Annotated in this window: 21 protein-coding genes; 12 read left to right on the plus strand and 9 right to left on the minus strand. The window is 64.5% G+C overall.

The window, feature by feature from the left end; all coding sequences use genetic code 11:
* Positions 1 to 147 precede the first annotated feature (147 nt).
* On the plus strand, positions 148 to 609 hold the full coding sequence (locus J1N60_RS09350) for a hypothetical protein (RefSeq protein ID WP_312912448.1): 462 nt from the start codon (positions 148 to 150) through the stop codon (positions 607 to 609).
* 411 nt (positions 610 to 1020) lie between these two features.
* Here J1N60_RS09350 and J1N60_RS09355 read toward each other — a convergent pair whose 3' ends face one another.
* Entirely contained in the window at positions 1021 to 1284 is a 264-nt protein-coding gene (locus J1N60_RS09355) for a cytochrome C oxidase subunit IV family protein (RefSeq protein WP_312912449.1), read from the minus strand.
* Positions 1285 to 1562: 278 nt separating this feature from the next.
* Between J1N60_RS09355 and J1N60_RS09360 the strand changes: the two genes are divergently transcribed.
* The 3 genes from J1N60_RS09360 (at position 1563) to J1N60_RS09370 (ending at position 4261) form a co-directional block, all read left to right on the plus strand.
* Entirely contained in the window at positions 1563 to 2969 is a 1407-nt protein-coding gene (locus J1N60_RS09360; protein ID WP_312912450.1) for a hypothetical protein, read from the plus strand.
* Positions 2970 to 3078: 109 nt separating this feature from the next.
* On the plus strand, positions 3079 to 3363 hold the full coding sequence (locus J1N60_RS09365; RefSeq protein WP_312912451.1) for a DUF7410 domain-containing protein: 285 nt from the start codon (positions 3079 to 3081) through the stop codon (positions 3361 to 3363).
* A gap of 106 nt (positions 3364 to 3469) precedes the next feature.
* On the plus strand, positions 3470 to 4261 hold the full coding sequence (locus J1N60_RS09370; RefSeq protein WP_312912452.1) for an NAD-dependent epimerase/dehydratase family protein: 792 nt from the start codon (positions 3470 to 3472) through the stop codon (positions 4259 to 4261).
* A gap of 88 nt (positions 4262 to 4349) precedes the next feature.
* Here J1N60_RS09370 and J1N60_RS09375 read toward each other — a convergent pair whose 3' ends face one another.
* Both J1N60_RS09375 and J1N60_RS09380 read right to left on the minus strand, forming a co-directional pair.
* Positions 4350 to 4760 carry a DUF7344 domain-containing protein gene (locus tag J1N60_RS09375; protein ID WP_312912453.1) on the minus strand — a complete coding sequence of 137 codons (411 nt, stop codon included), beginning with the start codon at positions 4758 to 4760 and terminating at the stop codon, positions 4350 to 4352.
* Positions 4761 to 4821: 61 nt separating this feature from the next.
* Positions 4822 to 5478 (minus strand): helix-turn-helix domain-containing protein, encoded by a 657-nt coding sequence (locus J1N60_RS09380; protein ID WP_312912454.1) that lies wholly within the window; start codon positions 5476 to 5478, stop codon positions 4822 to 4824.
* A 286-nt stretch (positions 5479 to 5764) separates the two neighbouring features.
* On the opposite strand from J1N60_RS09380, the gene J1N60_RS09385 reads away from it, so the two are divergent.
* The 3 genes from J1N60_RS09385 to J1N60_RS09395 all read left to right on the plus strand — a co-directional run bounded on the left by J1N60_RS09385 (position 5765) and on the right by J1N60_RS09395 (position 7034).
* A complete protein-coding gene (locus tag J1N60_RS09385) occupies positions 5765 to 6406 on the plus strand; it encodes a helix-turn-helix domain-containing protein (RefSeq protein WP_312912455.1) in 642 nt (213 codons plus the stop codon).
* A gap of 92 nt (positions 6407 to 6498) precedes the next feature.
* Positions 6499 to 6852, plus strand: coding sequence for a HalOD1 output domain-containing protein (locus J1N60_RS09390; protein ID WP_312912456.1), 354 nt, complete (start codon positions 6499 to 6501; stop codon positions 6850 to 6852).
* A complete protein-coding gene (locus tag J1N60_RS09395; protein WP_312912457.1) occupies positions 6849 to 7034 on the plus strand; it encodes a hypothetical protein in 186 nt (61 codons plus the stop codon). The genes J1N60_RS09390 and J1N60_RS09395 overlap by 4 nt, the downstream gene beginning before the upstream one ends.
* Positions 7035 to 7140: 106 nt before the next feature.
* Here J1N60_RS09395 and J1N60_RS09400 read toward each other — a convergent pair whose 3' ends face one another.
* Positions 7141 to 7575, minus strand: a complete 435-nt coding sequence (locus J1N60_RS09400) for a DUF7539 family protein (RefSeq protein WP_312912458.1) — start codon at positions 7573 to 7575, stop codon at positions 7141 to 7143.
* A gap of 144 nt (positions 7576 to 7719) precedes the next feature.
* Here J1N60_RS09400 and J1N60_RS09405 point away from each other — a divergent pair, with 144 nt between their 5' ends.
* Positions 7720 to 8118 carry a hypothetical protein gene (locus J1N60_RS09405; protein ID WP_312912459.1) on the plus strand — a complete coding sequence of 133 codons (399 nt, stop codon included), beginning with the start codon at positions 7720 to 7722 and terminating at the stop codon, positions 8116 to 8118.
* Positions 8119 to 8211: 93 nt separating this feature from the next.
* On the opposite strand, the gene citE is transcribed toward J1N60_RS09405, so the two are convergent.
* Genes citE through glmS form a run of 5 tightly spaced genes read right to left on the minus strand, consistent with a single transcriptional unit; the run spans position 8212 to position 13670 of the window.
* The gene (gene citE, locus J1N60_RS09410) at positions 8212 to 9264 is read right to left on the minus strand and encodes an L-malyl-CoA/beta-methylmalyl-CoA lyase (RefSeq protein WP_312912460.1); all 1053 of its coding nucleotides are present in this window, start codon (positions 9262 to 9264) and stop codon (positions 8212 to 8214) included.
* Positions 9265 to 9300: 36 nt separating this feature from the next.
* Positions 9301 to 10500: a 2-methylfumaryl-CoA hydratase gene (gene mch, locus J1N60_RS09415; RefSeq protein WP_312912461.1), complete on the minus strand. Its 1200-nt coding sequence runs from the start codon at positions 10498 to 10500 to the stop codon at positions 9301 to 9303.
* Positions 10493 to 11782: a methylaspartate ammonia-lyase gene (locus tag J1N60_RS09420; RefSeq protein ID WP_425499348.1), complete on the minus strand. Its 1290-nt coding sequence runs from the start codon at positions 11780 to 11782 to the stop codon at positions 10493 to 10495. The genes mch and J1N60_RS09420 overlap by 8 nt, the downstream gene beginning before the upstream one ends.
* Positions 11763 to 13208, minus strand: a complete 1446-nt coding sequence (locus J1N60_RS09425) for a methylaspartate mutase subunit E (RefSeq protein WP_312912463.1) — start codon at positions 13206 to 13208, stop codon at positions 11763 to 11765. Before J1N60_RS09425 ends, J1N60_RS09420 begins: the two co-directional genes overlap by 20 nt.
* Positions 13209 to 13670 (minus strand): methylaspartate mutase subunit S, encoded by a 462-nt coding sequence (gene glmS, locus J1N60_RS09430; RefSeq protein WP_312912464.1) that lies wholly within the window; start codon positions 13668 to 13670, stop codon positions 13209 to 13211.
* Between the two features lie 135 nt (positions 13671 to 13805).
* Here glmS and mct point away from each other — a divergent pair, with 135 nt between their 5' ends.
* The 4 genes from mct (at position 13806) to J1N60_RS09450 (ending at position 17055) form a co-directional block, all read left to right on the plus strand.
* Entirely contained in the window at positions 13806 to 14978 is a 1173-nt protein-coding gene (mct, locus tag J1N60_RS09435) for a succinyl-CoA:mesaconate CoA-transferase (RefSeq protein ID WP_312912465.1), read from the plus strand.
* A 52-nt stretch (positions 14979 to 15030) separates the two neighbouring features.
* On the plus strand, positions 15031 to 15351 hold the full coding sequence (locus J1N60_RS09440; protein WP_312912466.1) for a DUF5785 family protein: 321 nt from the start codon (positions 15031 to 15033) through the stop codon (positions 15349 to 15351).
* Between the two features lie 224 nt (positions 15352 to 15575).
* The gene (locus J1N60_RS09445) at positions 15576 to 16331 is read left to right on the plus strand and encodes a GTP cyclohydrolase III (RefSeq protein WP_312912467.1); all 756 of its coding nucleotides are present in this window, start codon (positions 15576 to 15578) and stop codon (positions 16329 to 16331) included.
* Between the two features lie 145 nt (positions 16332 to 16476).
* Positions 16477 to 17055, plus strand: coding sequence for a CBS domain-containing protein (locus tag J1N60_RS09450; protein ID WP_312912468.1), 579 nt, complete (start codon positions 16477 to 16479; stop codon positions 17053 to 17055).
* Positions 17056 to 17104 lie beyond the last annotated feature (49 nt).

The raw sequence follows: 17104 nt of genomic DNA on the forward strand, positions 1-17104 counted from the left end.
TTCCTGCCGTTCTCCTCGTTCTCGAGCGACGCATCTGTCGGGGCCGCGGCGCCTGACGCGTATTTTCGAGTCTCGAGCGAACCGGCCGAAGCACAACTGCAGGATATATATGGGCGAAGGGACAAGCCTCTGCTAAGAGCTGGTTCGATGTCAGAGATATACCTGGTAAGCACACTCCTGATGGGATTAATCGTGCTCGGTGCGGCAGCGATCATCACCCGAATGGGTCAGCGGGCGACGCCGAGTGGGCACGCGGGAACGCGCAGCGGGTACGCCGAGTGGTCGCCGCGAACGGCTACCGAGGAAAGTCGCGTCGTCGCCATCGCGAAGACACCCGTGGTCTGGGCGCTCGGCTTCGTCGGCACTGCCGTCGCCCTCCTGGCCGGCGCCGTGCTGGTCGTCAGCGAAGGGGAGTACGTCGACTCGGCGCTTGTCGAACCGATCGTCTTCGCCGTCGGCGGCGCCGCCCTGATCGGTTACGTCTTCTTCGGTGCGTACTTCGCCGCTCGAGACCGGTTCGGAAACACGGCCATGGGCGTCGCCTTCGCGGCGCTCACCCTGGGCGTCCTGGGACTGCTCGCGGTCGCCGTCCTTCTCGTGATGGGGTAGGCCTGACCCATTTTCCGTATTTCCCTCGACTAGCCGTATCGACCGCCCGAGAGAGTGAACGCTCTTCCATCGCTCTCCAGCACACCGCTTTTCCCTCGAGTGGGGTTGAACCGAACCCCGGTTGTCGGTCTCGAGTGCTATCCAGTTTCAGCAGGCGAGTCTCAGTCTGATAGGACGCGCGTCCGTGCGGTGACTACCCTGTGATTCATCGGACGGCTATACATCGGGTCGTGGATTCGCCCCATACGTCTGTAGTCTGGCCTCCGGTGTAGCCTCGACGTGATGCGGTCCTCGTGGTCGACTCGAGTGAAGTGACGTCTGGAGACCGAGAGTGGAAGGGACGAGGGGGATGAGAGAAAGCGACCGTACAGACGAGAAAGCAGAGAGGCGAACAGCCGCGGCCGTCGACCGTTACTGGATCGAGAAGCCGGCGGCGACCGCCAGCAGGAAGACCATGAAGACGGCGCTGAGCATCACGTAGGTGATTGAGCGCGGTTCGTCCACGAGATGCTGGTACCAGCCGGCGATGAGCAGGGACTTGATGACGGCGAGGAAGAGCGTCGCCCCCACGGCGAACTCGTAGGTAAACCAGGGGAGTTCGAAGAACACGAACTTTGCCGTCCCTAACGACAGCAACAGGACGTAGATGAGGGTGTAGGTTCGTACACTCGACATTGGTGAGAGTTCGGAGAGACGCACACTTATACCTTCCTCATGCCGCTTCCGCGGGTGACTGTTCGCCTTTGGGACCGGTCGCGCTTCGCGTTCACAACTGGTCGTGTTGCACGGTCAGAACTGGCCGGACTGTACGACCGGCGAAGGTCGCTCGCATGGTCGACACTGGTCACTCGAGCCGACGACTGCAATATCGGCGACGAGCATCCGGACTGTCGAGGGTCGAACCCGGCCCGACAACGACACCATCATGCTCGTCCGGGCCTTCGAGTCGACCAATGACTGGGCGATCGGTCGCCGCTCGCCGAACGGGAATCGTCGCGGGGCTGGCCCTGCTCGCCGTCGCGCTCGTAACGGGCGTCGTCTCCGCGAGCAACATCGCCTCTGGCTTGACCCAGAGCCGTGGCGACGTGAGCGTGCCGACGTGGCTCTATCTCGCGACTGGGGCGGGTGTCGTCGGCGTCTCCGCGCTGTTGACGATGCTGGTCACCGATCGGGAGTTCCTCGCACACGCCCACGATCAGCACGTGGGCCTCTCGAACCGGACGCTCGCTCGCGCCGCCTCGATCATCGGCGGGACGGTCGGCGTCGGCGTCCTTCTCGGAATGATCGTCGTGGGGATCGTCGGCCCGCAGGGGATCGGCCTGACCAGCGCCACGGTGCTCCTCTCGTTCGTCGTCGTTCGTGCCATCCTGACGACGGTCGCCTACACGGTGGGCGATCCGTGGCCCACCCTCAATCCCTGGCGACGGATCGCGAGCGTCCTCCCGACGCTCGACCGCACGTACCCGTCCTCGCTCGGTTCCTGGCCGGCCGTCGGCGCCCTCCTGGTGTTCGTCTGGCTCGAAGTCGTCGCCCCCGTCATCTCGAGTCCGCGGCTGCTGACGACGATCATCCTCGTCTACTCGGTGCTGACGGTGGCCGGCGCGGTCGCGTTCGGGTCGTCGACCTGGTTCGAGCGAGGCGATCCGCTGTCGGTCTGGTTTCGCCTCTACGGCTCGGTCGCACCAATCCAGCGAACCGACGACGGCCTCTCGCTTCGCTGGCCGGGCGCGAGATTGAGCGACGACGACGTGGTAACGGACCTCTCGGTGGTCGGGTTCGTGCTCGTGTTGGTCTGGGAACTGACGTTCAGCGGCTTCATCGTCACCCCGCCGGGCGTCACGGTGATCGAAGTGCTGGTCGGAATCGGCCTGCCGCCGCAACTGGTCTATCTCCTGTTGCTGGTCGGAGGGTACGCCCTCTGCTGGTGGGTCTACTGGACCGCGGCCGGACTGACTCGCTCGAGAGCGGAGACGTATCTCTCCCGGCGATACCTCGCGATCAGGTACGCGCCGCCGCTGCTGGCCATCGCCGCCGGCTACCACTTCGCTCACTACATCGGCTTTTCCATCTCGCTGTGGCCGGCCCTGCTCGAGGCACTGAGTGCGCCGCTGAACCCGAGTGCGAATCCGACCCAGCTGGCGCTCACCTCCTGGTTCGGCTACGTCGAGATCGCCGGCATCCTGATCGGGCACGTGCTCGCCGTGTGGATCGCCCACGCGGTCTCGATCGAGTTGTTCCCCGGGAAGCTCCAGGCGATCCGGAGCCAGTATCCGTTCATCGTCGTCATGATCGTCTTCACGATGATCAGCTTGTACCTCGTCTCGCTGCCGACGACGAGTGCGCCGTTCGTTCCCGCCTGAGCTTCCACGATACTCATTCGGCCGTCGAGGTACAGTGCGGTTACTCGAGCAGTCTCCTGTTCTGGAGAACCGGCAGACACTTTTTCGACCGCACCCTACGCAAGCGTAGATGCACGCGGAGCCCGTCACCGAACCCGAGTACGACGTGCCCGAGGAGGGACCGGCACTGAGCTGTCCCTACTGCGCTCGCCCGCTCCAGACCGAGGAACTCCTCACGTATCACGTGGGTCTCGCTCACGACGACGTTTGCAGCGACGCTGAGCGCGAGGCGTTCGAGGAGGCCCGCGAGGACGAGGAGTTCGACCTGTTCACCTTCCACGCGAAGGCGGCCGTCTCGGTGTTTCTGATCTACTTCATGTTCGTGTTCCTCTACGGACTCGTCTGGTCGGGCTGACGCGATAGGCTTCGAGTCCGCCCCGTTCCGAGCCCAGCCTCCGAGCCCGCCAAGACCGGCACGCGCCGCCCGGACCTATTTTGGGCTCAGCGTGGTGCAGCCGTCTATGGCGGACCACCACGGATCGACCGATCGGACAGTGGCCATTACCGGCGCCTCCGGACGGGTTGGTCGAGAGGCAATCGAGGCCCTGTCGGCGTACGACTGTCGCCTCTTCAGCCACAGCGAACACGAGGACATCGACAGCGAGACGCTCGAGATCGCCGACCGCGACGCCTTCTCGAACGCGCTCGAGGGCGCGAACGTGCTGATCCACCTCGCCGCGAACCCCTCCCCCAGGGCCGAGTGGGACGACCTGGAGGGGCCGAATATCGACGGCGTGTACAACGCGTTTGAGGCTGCCCTCGAGAACGACCTCGAGCGAGTGATCTTCGCGAGTTCGAACCACGCCGTCAACGGCGAGAACGTCGTGGACCCGACGAGGGTCGAGACCACCGGAGGCGATCCGCGCGTCGTCCGCCCCGACGACCCGCCCAGCCCCGACAGTTACTACGGCGTGACGAAGGTCTTCGGGGAGGCGATGGGCGAGTACTACGCCCGCAGACACGGCCTCGAGGTCGTGAACTTGCGAATCGGCTGGCTCCTGGACGAGGAGGAATTACGCGAAATCTGCGACGAACGCGACGGCTCCGGCGAGCGTTACGCCCGTGCGATGTGGCTCAGCCCCGCCGATTGCTGGCGCCTTCTCGAAGCGACGGTCTCGGCCTCGCTCTCGACCCACGCTATCACCGCCCACGGCGTCTCGAACAACGCGGACCGCTTCCTGTCGCTGGCCGAGACGATGCACGAACTCGAGTATCGGCCCCGCGACGACTCGAGCGTCGTGCTCGACGAGTAATCGCTCAGCAGATCGATACCGAAAATCGGTTAGATCGTTGGACCGAGACGGATCGAACCGTCGAACGGTTCGATCGTCGTAGGCGGCGTTACCCTTGTGTCTCGTAGGACTCGAGCATCGTCAGCAGTTCCTGACCCAGGTCGCCGGTGGCGTTCCGAATCCGATTCGTTTCGGTGTCGCGGACGACCAGCCTGCACGCTTCCAGTTTCGGGAGGTGGACGTGATGGAGCGCCGTTCGGACGCGTTGTCTGTGCTCGCTGTCTGCTCGATCTGTATTCCGTAGCGCTTCGGCAACCCGGTCCGCAAGTACGTCCATCTCCATCGCTTCTTCGTCGGCGAGCTCCAACGTTCGAAGAATAACTCGACGTTGCTCGCTGGCAATTGCCAGGAGAACCTCGTCGAGAGGATTCGGTTCGCTGCCCACCGGTGAACTGGTTCTCGTCGCCTCTCCCCCGATACCCAATCCTTCCGCGCTCGACTTGCTCGACTGGCGATCCATATTCACACATTACCGGGTGAGAAGTGTGAGGATTCGCCATGATGCACGAGGGAACCCGAGCTTACGTGTCTCCCTCGGAGGGGAGGAGCGTGTACGTGACGAGCGCCCCGATCGCTCGGCGGAGTCGTTCCGTGACGGCCTGATCGGAAATCTCGAGTTCGTCGGCGAGTTCCTTGGTCGTACAGCCTCTCGGGATGTCGTAGTAGCCCATCTCCACGGCCAGCGTGATCGCTTCCCGCTGGGGGCCAGTCAGACCGTGCCACGGACCGGCGTCCGGTTCCGTCGGATTGTACACGCGAGCCACTTCCAGCGAGATCTGTGTGTCCTCACAGCGTGTCGTGAACTCGCTAAGGGCCGTGTGATCGGGAAATCGCAGTTCGAAGGCCCACGATTCGGGTGTCCCGGTGGCGCTCAAGAGCTGGCCCTCGGTCTCTCTGATTCCCCGAAAGAGGTGGTCCTGGTTCGCGTCCCAATCGAGTGTGAAGAGCGTTCGGTCCTCGAAGACATCGACTTCCGACGCGTCGTTGACGGTCGGGTGGCGTTTGACGGCGTCGACAAACGAGCTTCGCGTCGAGTTGTGAATCCAGAAGAGGGGAACGGTGGCCTCACCGATCGGCACGAGGTTCTCGAGTTCGATAGACGTGATCCCATCGATGTGCAGAATTCGTCCGAGTTCGAAGTCGGCGGACGGGATTCGGAATTCTGCGATCACGCTCATGACTCGCTATCGTCACCATGGTTGGCCATGCTAGTACAAAACTAGGTGGCATGGTACACCATGCTCTGCCGAGATTGGAATCGGGAAACCATTTCTCCGCCTCGGAATCCCACCGCTCGAATCATCGTAGCCTGCTCATGCTGCCATTACCTGGGTCGCCGCGTCGTCCTCATACTACCATTACTCGAGTCGCTGCGTCGTCTTCGAACCGCCATCGTCGGACTGCTGCGTCGTGGCTTGATACATCACCCACACCGGTTATTCGCCGTCCCGACGAACTGGGAGTATGGCTACCGTGTTAGAATTTACGAGTCCAGCAGAGGAGTTTCCGCTGGGTACGGTCTTCGAAAACTTGCCGGGAGTCACGGTCGAACTCGAGCGACTCATCCCACATGAGACCCTGATCATCCCCTACTTCTGGATCCGTGGCGCGGAGGCCGAGGATATCGAAGCCGCCTTTGAGGCTCACGCTGGCATAGTCAGCGTCGACCTCGTCGACAGCGTCGATAGCGAGTTTCTCATGCGGGCAGAGTGGGAGGAGTCGTACTTCGGTATCCTGAGCGCTCTCGCCAAGACCAACGTCGCCGTCCTCTCTGGGATCGGGACGAGTGACGGGTGGCGTTTCGAGGTTCGAGGCGAAAGCCGCGACGCGATCAGCGAGTTCCGAACCAGTTGCCAGGAACACGAGATTCCCATCGAAATCACCGCCGTGCACGCGTTGCTCCCGGTACAGGGCGACGGCTACGAGTTGACCGACACCCAGCGAGAGGCACTGGTGCTGGCCTACGAGCGAGGTTACTTCGACTCGCCGCGCGAGGCGTCGCTGGAGGATGTCGCCGACGAACTCGGTATCACCCAGCAGTCGCTTTCGTCCCGACTCAGACGCGGCCATCGCCGGCTCATCGGCGGAACGCTCGCTAATCCGTAGACTCGGCTGGAACGCTCGGTAGACCGGTATTAATACCTTCTGTATAATCAGTGCCGCTCTTCACCCGATTCAGTCCGCTAGAGTGACGTAGTATGATTGATACACAGGCCGGTGTCGAGTTGGCGTCGATGGCGTTTCATCCAGAGTCGGAAACGTACAGAGCCGAGTACGACCAGACCTCAGTTTCTGCGAGCATGGCCGTTGTGGCGGTACTCTCGGAGGTGATGGATGTCGATCCAGTCGAACTGGAACCGCTTCACGCGTCCGTCAACACCAGTGCGCTCGACAATCTTGCCCGGGTTCGAGACGGGACGGGCGAAGAGGTTTCGATCACGTTTCGGGTAGCGACGTACGCGATAACCGTCTCCAACGACGGCACGGTCGCGCTCACTTCGCGAGAGCAGACGGGAACGGACGGCGTAACCGAGGGAGTGTCTCCCGTATGACCTCCGAAGAGGCCTCGCTCGCGACTCGAGCGGAACTCAACGCCGAAATGCAGTCGCTTCTTCGTCGAGCGCACGGTAACGGTGTCGACGTCGAAGGTGGGTGGGAGTGTCGAAACGGTCCCGAGCATCCAGACTGGGACGTGATCGTCACCGAAGTGCGAAAGAACGACGGGTCGGAGTGAACGAGTACGTCGGCGAACGCGGTTTCTGCGGACGGTGATATTTTCGCTGAACGATGTTCAGCCCCGGTGGCAACGAAGGGGGCGCAGGCATCCGACCTCGCCTCGATTACGTTTCGCTCTGGACTCGACGGACGAACTCCTCGAGTTCGTCTTCGATGAGCGTCGAAACGCGCTCGCTGTATTGCCAGAGCGCCGCGTTGAGTCGCTCTTCCGTTTCGTCGTCGATATCGTCTCCGTCTCGGAGGACGGAATCGTCGGTGATCTGTGGGTGATAGACACAGACGACGCCGAGCGGAACGTCAGCCTCGATCTCACCAGCGGTGTGAATACCGTACTTATCGGTTCCCCAGACGCCGTCTCCACCCTGTCGCTCGAGTGCCGAGTCGAGCGCATCGAGAAGCTGTACGTCCTCGGCCGTGAGAATCGGGTCGTCACCTTCGAACAGTTCCGAGTACGCCTCCGTTCGGGCACGGTTCGTCCACTGCTCCAGGTGAGACTGTGCGCGTACGATCAGTTGCCGTTCGTCCGGACGCTCGGTCATGGGCTAGTGACGACTGCCAGGTCAATCAACGTTTGCGTCGACGGCCTGTGAGTTCGCTGGCGACGGCGGCGTGACAGCCATTCCTGAGGCGTCCATTAACGTGCCGTCCACAGCGTTATCACGATCACGACTGTATGTCACTGTATGGCAGACACGAAACGGAGTCGAGAGAAACAAGCTCGTAACGAGGAGAACCGACAGCGAGAACGGGAAGTCTCGGAGGCGCGCGACCGTGCCGACGAAGCCGAGCCGCCGGGTAACGAATGGGAGGAAGCCGACGACGAAGGCTCGACGGACGACGGCTCCGACTCGCCTCGAGAGTGCCACCGTCGCGACTGTACCGAACCGGCGACGTTCGTCGTCGTCGAACGCTATCAGGAAGAGACCGGTCACGGTGCCGTCGAAGCGAGGGCGTTCCTCTGTCGAGCCCACACCGACGAGGAGAGTCCCGCGAATCTCGACAGTGCTTACGACGACTACCTGTTTCGCGTCGAGATGTTGCCGGAGGCAGGGACAGAGACAGGCACTGCGGCGACGGAGTAATTGGCGCCTCGATTTGCATTCGCAGTCGAACGCTCGAGGCCGCTCCCCAGCCGCTCGAGGTCGGTCCCCGACCGCTTGGCGCGTCCGACGAGCCTACCGATACGATAGCTCGAGTTCGAGCGCCCGCTCGAGCAATCCCTCGTCGTACAGGTCGTCCGTCTGCTCGGGACGGGTACGGTGGATCGCCCGAACCGTCTCGACGGTGTTCCGGAAGTTCTTGAACGTCGCCTCGTCGACCATCTGGCCGTCGATCGTTACCGCGCCCGTCCCCTCGACTTTCGCGGCGTTGAACCGTTCGATTTTGTGGACGTCGCGCTCGAGTTCCGTCGGCGTGGGCGTGTGGATCCGGTTGGCCTGGATCGTCTGTTTGGGGTACAGCGACCAGGAGCCGTCGAGACCGATCCGCGCCTCGCGCTCGACCTGGTCAGCGTAGCCGTCGGCGTTGTAGACGGTCACGCCCGCGCGCTCGACGAAGAGGTCGTCGAACGGGCCGCCGATGGCGAGCAAATCACCGGCGCTCGCCTCGTTGGAGAGCGCCTCGAGCAGGCCGTCCCAGCGCGGGCGGCCGTCGCCGAGGTCGCGTCCGCCGAGTTCGGCGGTGTAGTCGACGGGGCCGAAGACGAGGGCGGTGAGCCGCTCGCTGCCGGGGCCGGTATCGGTCTCCAGCCGGGCAATCTCGCGCAGATCCGATCGGGCGCGTGCCGTTTCGACGATGATCGAGAGGCCAATCGATCCCTCGGGATGGCCGTGATCGGCTTCTGCTCTGGCTACCGCCTCGAGGGCGCGCTCGACGTCCGAACGACGGCCGACCTTGGGGACCACGACGCCGTCGATCTCGTCGCCCACGTCGCGGACGAGCGTGTCTATTTCCTCGCGGCCCCGCGCGCGCAACGTCTCGTCGTCGTAGCTCCACTGGACGCGCGGCCAGATCTCCCCGGGGAACTCGAATTCTGGGAGTAATTCGCAAACGTTCTCGAGGCCCTCGGCTTTCATGTCCGGGGCAGTGCCGTCCTCGAGGTCGGGGACGAGCCAGTCGGGAGCCTGGAAGCCCTCGGCGGTGAGGCCGGATCTGAGGTACTTCGCCGTGTCGTCTTTCGGGACGGCGGCCGGTGCGGTCTGGAAGGTGCGGCAGGTTCGATCGGTCATTGGAAGTGTGGTCGTTGTCTCGTAGTGAAACTCGCTTCAGTCGTCTCGAGTCAGTATCTCGGCGGTTCGAATTCCGGAGTACACCGGCTCGTCGCGCTGGTTGAACGCGACGTGCTGGAAGCGGACGGTCCCCGCCCGCTCGTTCGCGGTCGTCGTCTCGCGACTCGTCTCCAGGACGCGCGTGAAACAGTAGACGGTGTCGCCGGGGGTGACGAACGCGTGGAAGCGTTCGTCCTCGAAACCGACTTCGCGGTGGGTTCGCTCGTCCGAGCGAGCGTGGCCCAGCGCCGTCGAGCGCGTCACGTCGCCGTAAGCGACGATTCCGCCCGAGGGTGCGTCGGCCATCGCGTCGACGTTGTGGTGCTGTTTCGCCGTGTTGAGCGTCGCCAGTGGCAGGGTCGCGACGGTCACGTCGTCCATGGTGCGCCCGCGTTCGTGCCGGTAGGCGACGGCGGCGTCCCGGTTATCGGCCGTCTCGAGAGCGACTTCGAAGTCCTCGAACGCGTCGCCCTCGGGGGTGACGAACGTTTCGGGGAGCGCGCTCGTGGGACGTTCGGTATCCGATGGGTGGCCGTCGCCATCGGTTTCGACGCCATCTTCGTCGGTATCACCGCCGTCTCCATCGGTTCCGACGCCTCTTCCGTCCGTCTCGAGTCGCTCGCGTCGCGGAATCATGTTGGTCCGCTCGTAGGCGCAGAGCGTTTTGCCCGTCCCGGCGTCGTATCCACGAGTCGCCCAGGTGACGATGCCGTAGTTTGGTCTCGAGTTCGATCCCTTCGTAGTCAGGACTTCGCTCTCGACGCGCAGGTCGGTCCCCGGAGCGACGACGTCGGCCGGAAAGCGGACGTTCGTCCGGCCAAGGAAGTAGCCGCCTTTCTCGCTCAGGTCCTCGACGGTGCAGCCGAGGGTGGCCGCCAGCAGGTAGTCCGGGTGGATCGGCGGTTCGTCGAAGCCGCGGTCACGGGCGACGTCTGCGCGCCAGTACCCGGGGTCGTGGTTCAGCGTCTGGCTCGTCCACAGTTCGTTCCCCCAGCGAGTCAGTCGGAGTCCGGGTTCGTGCTGGATTACGTCTCCCTCCGCGAAGTCCTCGAAGTGGTGCCCTTTCTCGCGGGTGTCCGCTCGCTCGAGCGCGCTGGTGAAGGTGTCGGGGTCGGTCCACTCGAGGTCGTTCGCGTTCCTGGAATTGGCACTCGAGTCGTTCTCGTCTCGCGAGCCGTCCTCATCGGCGTCAGTCATCGGCAGTCACCTCCTCCGCTTCACTCGAGGCGGCCGGTGCGTGCCCGCGCCGGGCGAGCGTCCGGCGCATCTCGTTCTCGACGATCATGTACCCCTCGTCGAACCCCATGCCGGGTTTGGCCAGCACCTGGGCGGCGTCGGTCGCGAGCGCTACGTGCGCACAGGCACGCGCGGAGACGTCCGTCTCGTTGCAGGTGCCCCCGAGGTACGCGCGGGTGTCGGTCCCCTCGCAGTAGCGGACGGCCTCGCCGCTCCGGTGAATCCCGCCGAGATCCGGCGTCTTCACCTGCACGACGTCGGCCGCCCCGGCGTCGACGAACGCCCGGACATCCTCGAGGGTGTTACACCATTCGTCGGCCACGACGTCGACTTCGACGCCTGCCGACGAGAGCCCGTCGCGCAGTTCGGCCATCGCGTGAATCTGGTCCTCGCGGGTGCCGACGTCCATCGGCCCCTCGATCTGGAGGGGGATCGGGCCAGCGGCGGCCTCGAGGTCGGCGAAGTACTCGAGAATTTCGTCGTCGTCGAACGGCGCGCCAAACAGCTCGCCGATCGTGCCGTAGACGTCGATATGGAAGCGCGGTTCGTAGCCCTCGGAACCCAGTTCGCCGGCGCGCTCGCGAAGCCACTCGAGGTAGGCGACCAGGTTCTCGCCCTCGGGGCCGAGCTTCGAGGGGCTGTTGAACAGCCCGTGGGGGAGGACGGGGACACCCTTGAGCAGCATCTTCTCGGCGTTCCGTCGACGGTCATCGCCGGACTGACCGAAGACGGGGACCGGTCCGGTCGCCGGTTCCGTCTCGAGGGCGTCAGCGAGCACGTCGGTCATAGTCGTTTTTCGCGCACGCGCGGCCGCGTTGAGGAGTGCCTGGGAGACGCCGTAGCGGACGGCGGTGTGTAGTCGGGAGCCGTTCTGGCGAAGGCCCTCGAGCACGGCCGCGTTTTCGCCGAAGTCGCTCGGGTCGCGACCGACGAGCGCGTCGGCGACCGCACCCTCGACCAGTGGGGTGTACTCGGCGGCGCGAAAGAGGGGGTCACGCCCGCCCGCCCCGGAGTACTGGACGGCTGCACAGTCGCCGCGAACGACCGTCCCGTCGCTCAACTCGAGATCGACGAGCAGGGCCTCACCGGCCTGACGGACCGACTCGAAGCCGTCGGTGAGCGGGTCACCCGCGTAGGCGAAGCCGTCTTCCTGGGCACCTCGCTTGATGGCCAGCTGGTCGTCGGTGTAGAAGCCGGAGACCCCGGGAGTCGCGCGGACTGATTCAATCTGCACGGGTGTCACCCCCGTTCGGCCGACCGATGAGGCGGCCGTCACTGATCGCGTCGACGTCGTCGGCGACCATGCGGAACGATTGCTGGCGGCCCTCGGTTTCGGCCCGCTGGGCGAGACGCGCGGCGTGGATTTCCTTGACCTCGTCGCTCATCGCGAGGTCGCCGAACTCGAGGATGCGGACGCGGCCGTCGTCGTCGCGCGCGGGGAGGACGGCTCCGCGGGCGCTGTCACTCGGAGCGAAGGGAACGTCGAGCGCTCCCGAGTCGAACGCCCGAATCGTGCCCCGGGCGACGTCACCGTCGCCGTGCTCGAGGACTGCCTCCAGGAGACAGCGGGTCTCGCGCTCGATCAGATCTTGTTCCTCGTCGATGCCGTCGATGTCGATGTCCTGCTCGAGTGCCATGTCGATGATCTGTCTCGTGGTTCGGAGGCCGGCCGCGTTCGCCTCCTTCGTCGGAACGCCCTGGAACTCCTGGGGCGATTTCGTGATTACCTTGTCGGGGCGGGCGATGGCTGCGGTCATGCCGCCGAGACCGATGACGCCATTCGCCCGCGCCTCGTCGGGCGGGAAGCCGCCCATCCACTCGTGGAAGACGGTGGTGACGCACACCTCGTCGGGGAGGTACTCCTCGCCGAGCGCTCGCAGTGCGCGGAGGGCCGCCACGTCCTGGACGACGTTCCCGACCTGGCCGTAGCCCAGTGTGAGCGAACGCACGCCCTGGGTCGCTGCGAGCAGCCCCTCGAGCACCATCACGGTGATCGCGATGCTCGGCGGGACGAGCGTCCCCGTGAGTGGGCCGAACGGCTCGCGGTTGATTCGGACGCCGCGTTCGGTGTAGGCACCGGCCAACCGGTCGACGAATTGCCAGTGCTCGATGGTCGTCGCCAGATCGTGGCGCTTGGTGTAGGGAATGTTGTAGGAAATCGGGCCGCCTTCGAAGCTCTGGAAGCCGCCCGCGAACGTGATCGCGGCCAGCAGGCGGGCGTCGGGGGTCCCGTGGCGGACCTCGATCGGCGCGTCGACGGCGTCGATCAACTCGCGACAGCCCTCGACGCCGTGGTTGACCGCCGGGAAGCCGTTGAGGGTGTCGTCGCCCGACTCGCGGGCGGCCTCGAGTCCCTCCTGGGCCTTCCCGTACTCGTTGTCGCGCGTGTAGGAGTCGATGGTCGTCGGCAGGAGGTCCGCCTCACCCTCCGAATGAAGGTACTCGAGCAGGGCGATCTGGTCCTCGAGGCGCGGGACGCCCGCTCTCGGTTGCAAGAGCGGGTGGGTGGCCGACTCGAGTACGTCCGCGAAGCGCTTCGCGGGCGGCAACGACTCGTGGAACTCGACGGCTTCGTCGAAGTCGACGGCCTCGCCAGTGGGCCAGTTCTCGCGGAGGGCCGCGTCGATGCGTCGCAACTCCTCGGCCGGAATGCGCTCGTCGCGTATCATCTACGAGGTGACGGTGGCCCGGTCTCGTTCTTGCTCCGTGGCCGTGAGCTGGAGGTCGCGTTTCAGGGCCGCGATCGCTTCCTCGGGCCGGGTCTCGGCGTCGAAGACGCGATCGAACCCCAGTTCGTGGAAGGTCTCGCGAGTCCGCTCGAAGTCGTCCTGGCCGACGGCGAGGTTGCCGCCGATGTAGGTCACCGCGTCGACTTCGTGGGCTTCGAGCGTCTCCTGGAACCCCTGGCAGTCCTGCTCGGCGTGGCCGTAGAGCGAGGAGACCAGTACGGCCTCGGCGTCGTGCTCGCTGGCGGCGTCGGCGAACTCCTCCTGGGAGGTCTGGACGCCGAGGTTGATGACTTCGAAGCCTGCTGCAGCGAACGCCTGCTCGAGGATCGTGATGCCGACGACGTGGGCGTCGGACCCGATGACCCCGAGAACGACCGTGCGGGACATTGTGTGCACAACCATGATAGACCAGTGTTTAAACTTAATGGTCGATTATGATAATACTCCTAATACACCTTAACGCCCCTCCTGTGGGACTCTATGACACCATCATGATTTATAGTAAAGATTTTTACTCACATTGCGTGAGGTGAACCCATGGGAGCGCTCTCTTCGCTTCGCGTGCTGGACCTGACGCAGGTGCTCGCCGGACCGTACTGTACGATGTTGCTCGCGGACATGGGCGCGGACGTCGTCAAGATCGAACGGCCGGGTGGGGACCTCATCCGCCCCAATCCACCGTTCGTCGAAAGCGCTCAGGAAGAGGCCTACGGCGGCTACTTCCAGAGCGTCAATCGCGGAAAGCGCAGCCTCGAACTGGACCTCGAGGCCGAGCGTGACCGCGAGGCGTTCCTCTCGCTCGTCGAGGAGGCCGACGTGGTCGTCGAGAACTACCGCGCGGGCACGATGGAGCGATTCGACCTGGGCTACGAGACGCTCGCTGAGCACAACCCGGAACTGATCTACTCCTCGATTCGCGGTTTCGGGGATCCACGGACGGGCGAGACACACCGGCAGGGCCAGCCGTCGTTCGACCTCGTCGCGCAGGCGCTGGGCGGCGTCATGGAGATCACCGGCCAGGAGGACGGCCCGCCGACGAAGGTCGGCCCCGGCATCGGCGACCTCTTCACGGCGACGCTGAACTGCGTCGGCATCCTCGCGGCGTTGCACCACCGCGAGCGAACCGGCGAGGGCCAGTACGTCGACACCGCCATGTACGACGCGATGATCAGCATGACCGAGCGGGCGATCTACCAGCACTCCTACACCGGCGAGGCGCCGACACGCCAGGGGAACTCCCACCCGACGCTCTTTCCGTACGACGCGTTCGAAGCCGCCGACGGCCACGTCGTGATCGCCGCGTTCGGCTCGAACCACTGGAACGCCCTCTGTGAGACGATGGATCGTCCGGACCTCGCCGCCGAGTACCCGGACGCCTCGAGTCGGCTGGGTAGTCGAGAAACCCTCCGAGCGGCCATCCTCGAGTGGACGCGCGAGCGCACGTGTGACGAAATCTGTGACGCGCTCGAGGGCCGGGTGCCCGTCGCGCCCGTCCAGAACACGGCAGACATATTCGACGACCCGCACGTGCACGCGCGCGAAATGCTCGTTCCGGTTGTCCAGCCCGGGGCCGACCGCGAGGTCGAAATCGCGGGCAGTCCGATCAAGATGAGCGAGACGCCCCCACGACCGCGTGGGCGCGCGCCGCTGCTCGACGAACACCGCGAGGAAGTACTCGAGGACGCGGTTCGAGCGGCAGAATCAGACTGAGCCGTCGAAGCGGAGAGTAATCCTTTTGCGCCCCCCGGGCACACGCTCTGGTATGGACTGGCCACACGACCCCGACGGGGAGGAGGGCAGCGAAGGGATGCGCAAGTTCGACATGGCGATCATCGCCAAAAAGGTCGACGAGGACGAGGACTTCCCGCTCGAGCGCGACGCGTTCGTCGAGGCCCACGGCGAGGAACCCATCCGGATCAACTACCAGTCGGTCGTCGCGCTCGCGGACATCTTCGAGTACGTCGGCGAATCGGAGTTCGAGACGATCACGGACATGCACAAGGCGGTCGGCGCGGCCATGCGCGAGGGGAACTTCTGGGACTACCACCCGGTCGGGGCGAACCCCGAGACGAAGTCGGCCTGATCGACGCCTCGTTTCGATCGAACGTCGTTGTGCCGTTCTCGTTTTCGTTCTCGTTCCAGGTCTCAGTACACATCCACTCGAGTCACCCGATCAGTAACCCTTCCTCGGGCGGGCGCGTCCGCGAGGTCGATTGTGGAGGCCTCCGCTCGAATCGCCTCGGATCGTCCATCACGAATCTGGATTACGTATCGCTTATACGATATCGTTCGAAACGGACGAGTACCGTGACGAACACGCAGGTGACGCTCTTCCAGATCGACAACTACGGACCGTGGACCGTGACGCCGGAACCGCGACGGGAAGCCGACCTCCAGACGCTCCAGTCGCGACTGTACGCCGACCTCTCGCAGTACATCGGCGCTCGCGACGGCTACGTCTTCTTCACCCGATTCGACAACATGATCGCCGTCACGAACGGCCTCGATTTCGAGGACCACGCATTGATCCAGGAATCCGTCGGTAACCGCTATCCGGTCACCCTGAGCCTCGGCGTCGCGACGGGGACGACCCCGGTGCAGGCGCTCTCGGACGCGACGAGCCTCATCCAGGATGCCGGCAGCGCCCAGGACAAGAATCGTCGCGAAATCCTCGAGGGCCGAACCATCGACGACGCCCACCGAACAGACGGCGACGTTCAAATCGCTCACTTCGACGTGATCGACGCGACCGGCCAGTACACCGACGAACTCAACGCCTTCGATAGCTTCATCGAGATCGAACAGGGCTACGCCGCGCTCATGCGCCACATGCGTCGCGCCCACGGCAGCCTCTCGTTTTTCGTCGGCGGCGACAACGTCATCGTCGTTTGCCCGGACCTCGAGCGAGCGGACTACCTCGAGGCCATCGAACACGTCGAGTCGGCGGTCGACGTGACCATGCAGGTCGGCGTCGGTACAGGAGCCAGCGCTCACGAGGCGGGGTACGCGGCGAAACACGCCCTCGAGCACTGTCGGGCGAACGGGACGCGCGTGGAGTTCTGAATTCTGAATCGTTCTCGGTCCGTTCGGGTACGACAGAAGAATCGCCGCCGGGCCGTCAGGGTACTACAGAAAGCGAAACTTCAGTGTGTGACCGTATATACGTGTCGGAGGTACCTTTTAGGTCGTTTGGGCTGTGTATTTGGCTATGGAATCGGATCTGTCGGTCAAGGATACCCTGACGACTGAATACGTCGGTGTGAGTGAATCCGACACCGTACTCGGTGCGGTGCAGTTGATGCGCGAAGAGCGCGCCGGCTGCGTGCTCGTCGTTCGTGGGTCCGAGGCCGTCGGGATCATGACCGAGTGGGACGTCCTGGGCGTCGTCGAAGACGAGGACGACCCGAGCGAGATGACCGTCGGCGAGGTCATGTCGTCGCCAGTGCTCACGATCGAGACCGACCGCTCGCTGACCGATGCCGCGGACACGATGGCAAGTCAGAACATTCGCAACCTCGCGGTGGAGGAAAACGGCGAACTCGTCGGCGTGCTTACCCAGCGCGACGTCATCGCCGTCGCGGGGTCGTTCCACGGTGCGACGAGCCAACCGGCCGCCGAGGGCGTCGGCGTCACGAACGAGGGCACCACGACCCTCTCGGACGAGTACGCGACCAACGGCGGCGAGGAGTTCAGCACGCAGGGCGTCTGTGAGGCGTGTGGGACGCTCACCGACTCGCTCCAGGAGGCCAACGGCCAACTGGTCTGCGTGGACTGCCGGCAGGTGTGACGTGCCCGCCGAGCTGTGTGACCAGCCGATTCAGACCGTGGCTCGTTCG

Origin of the sequence: Natronosalvus caseinilyticus (genome assembly GCF_017357105.1) — an archaeon.
GTDB lineage: Archaea > Halobacteriota > Halobacteria > Halobacteriales > Natrialbaceae > Natronosalvus > Natronosalvus caseinilyticus.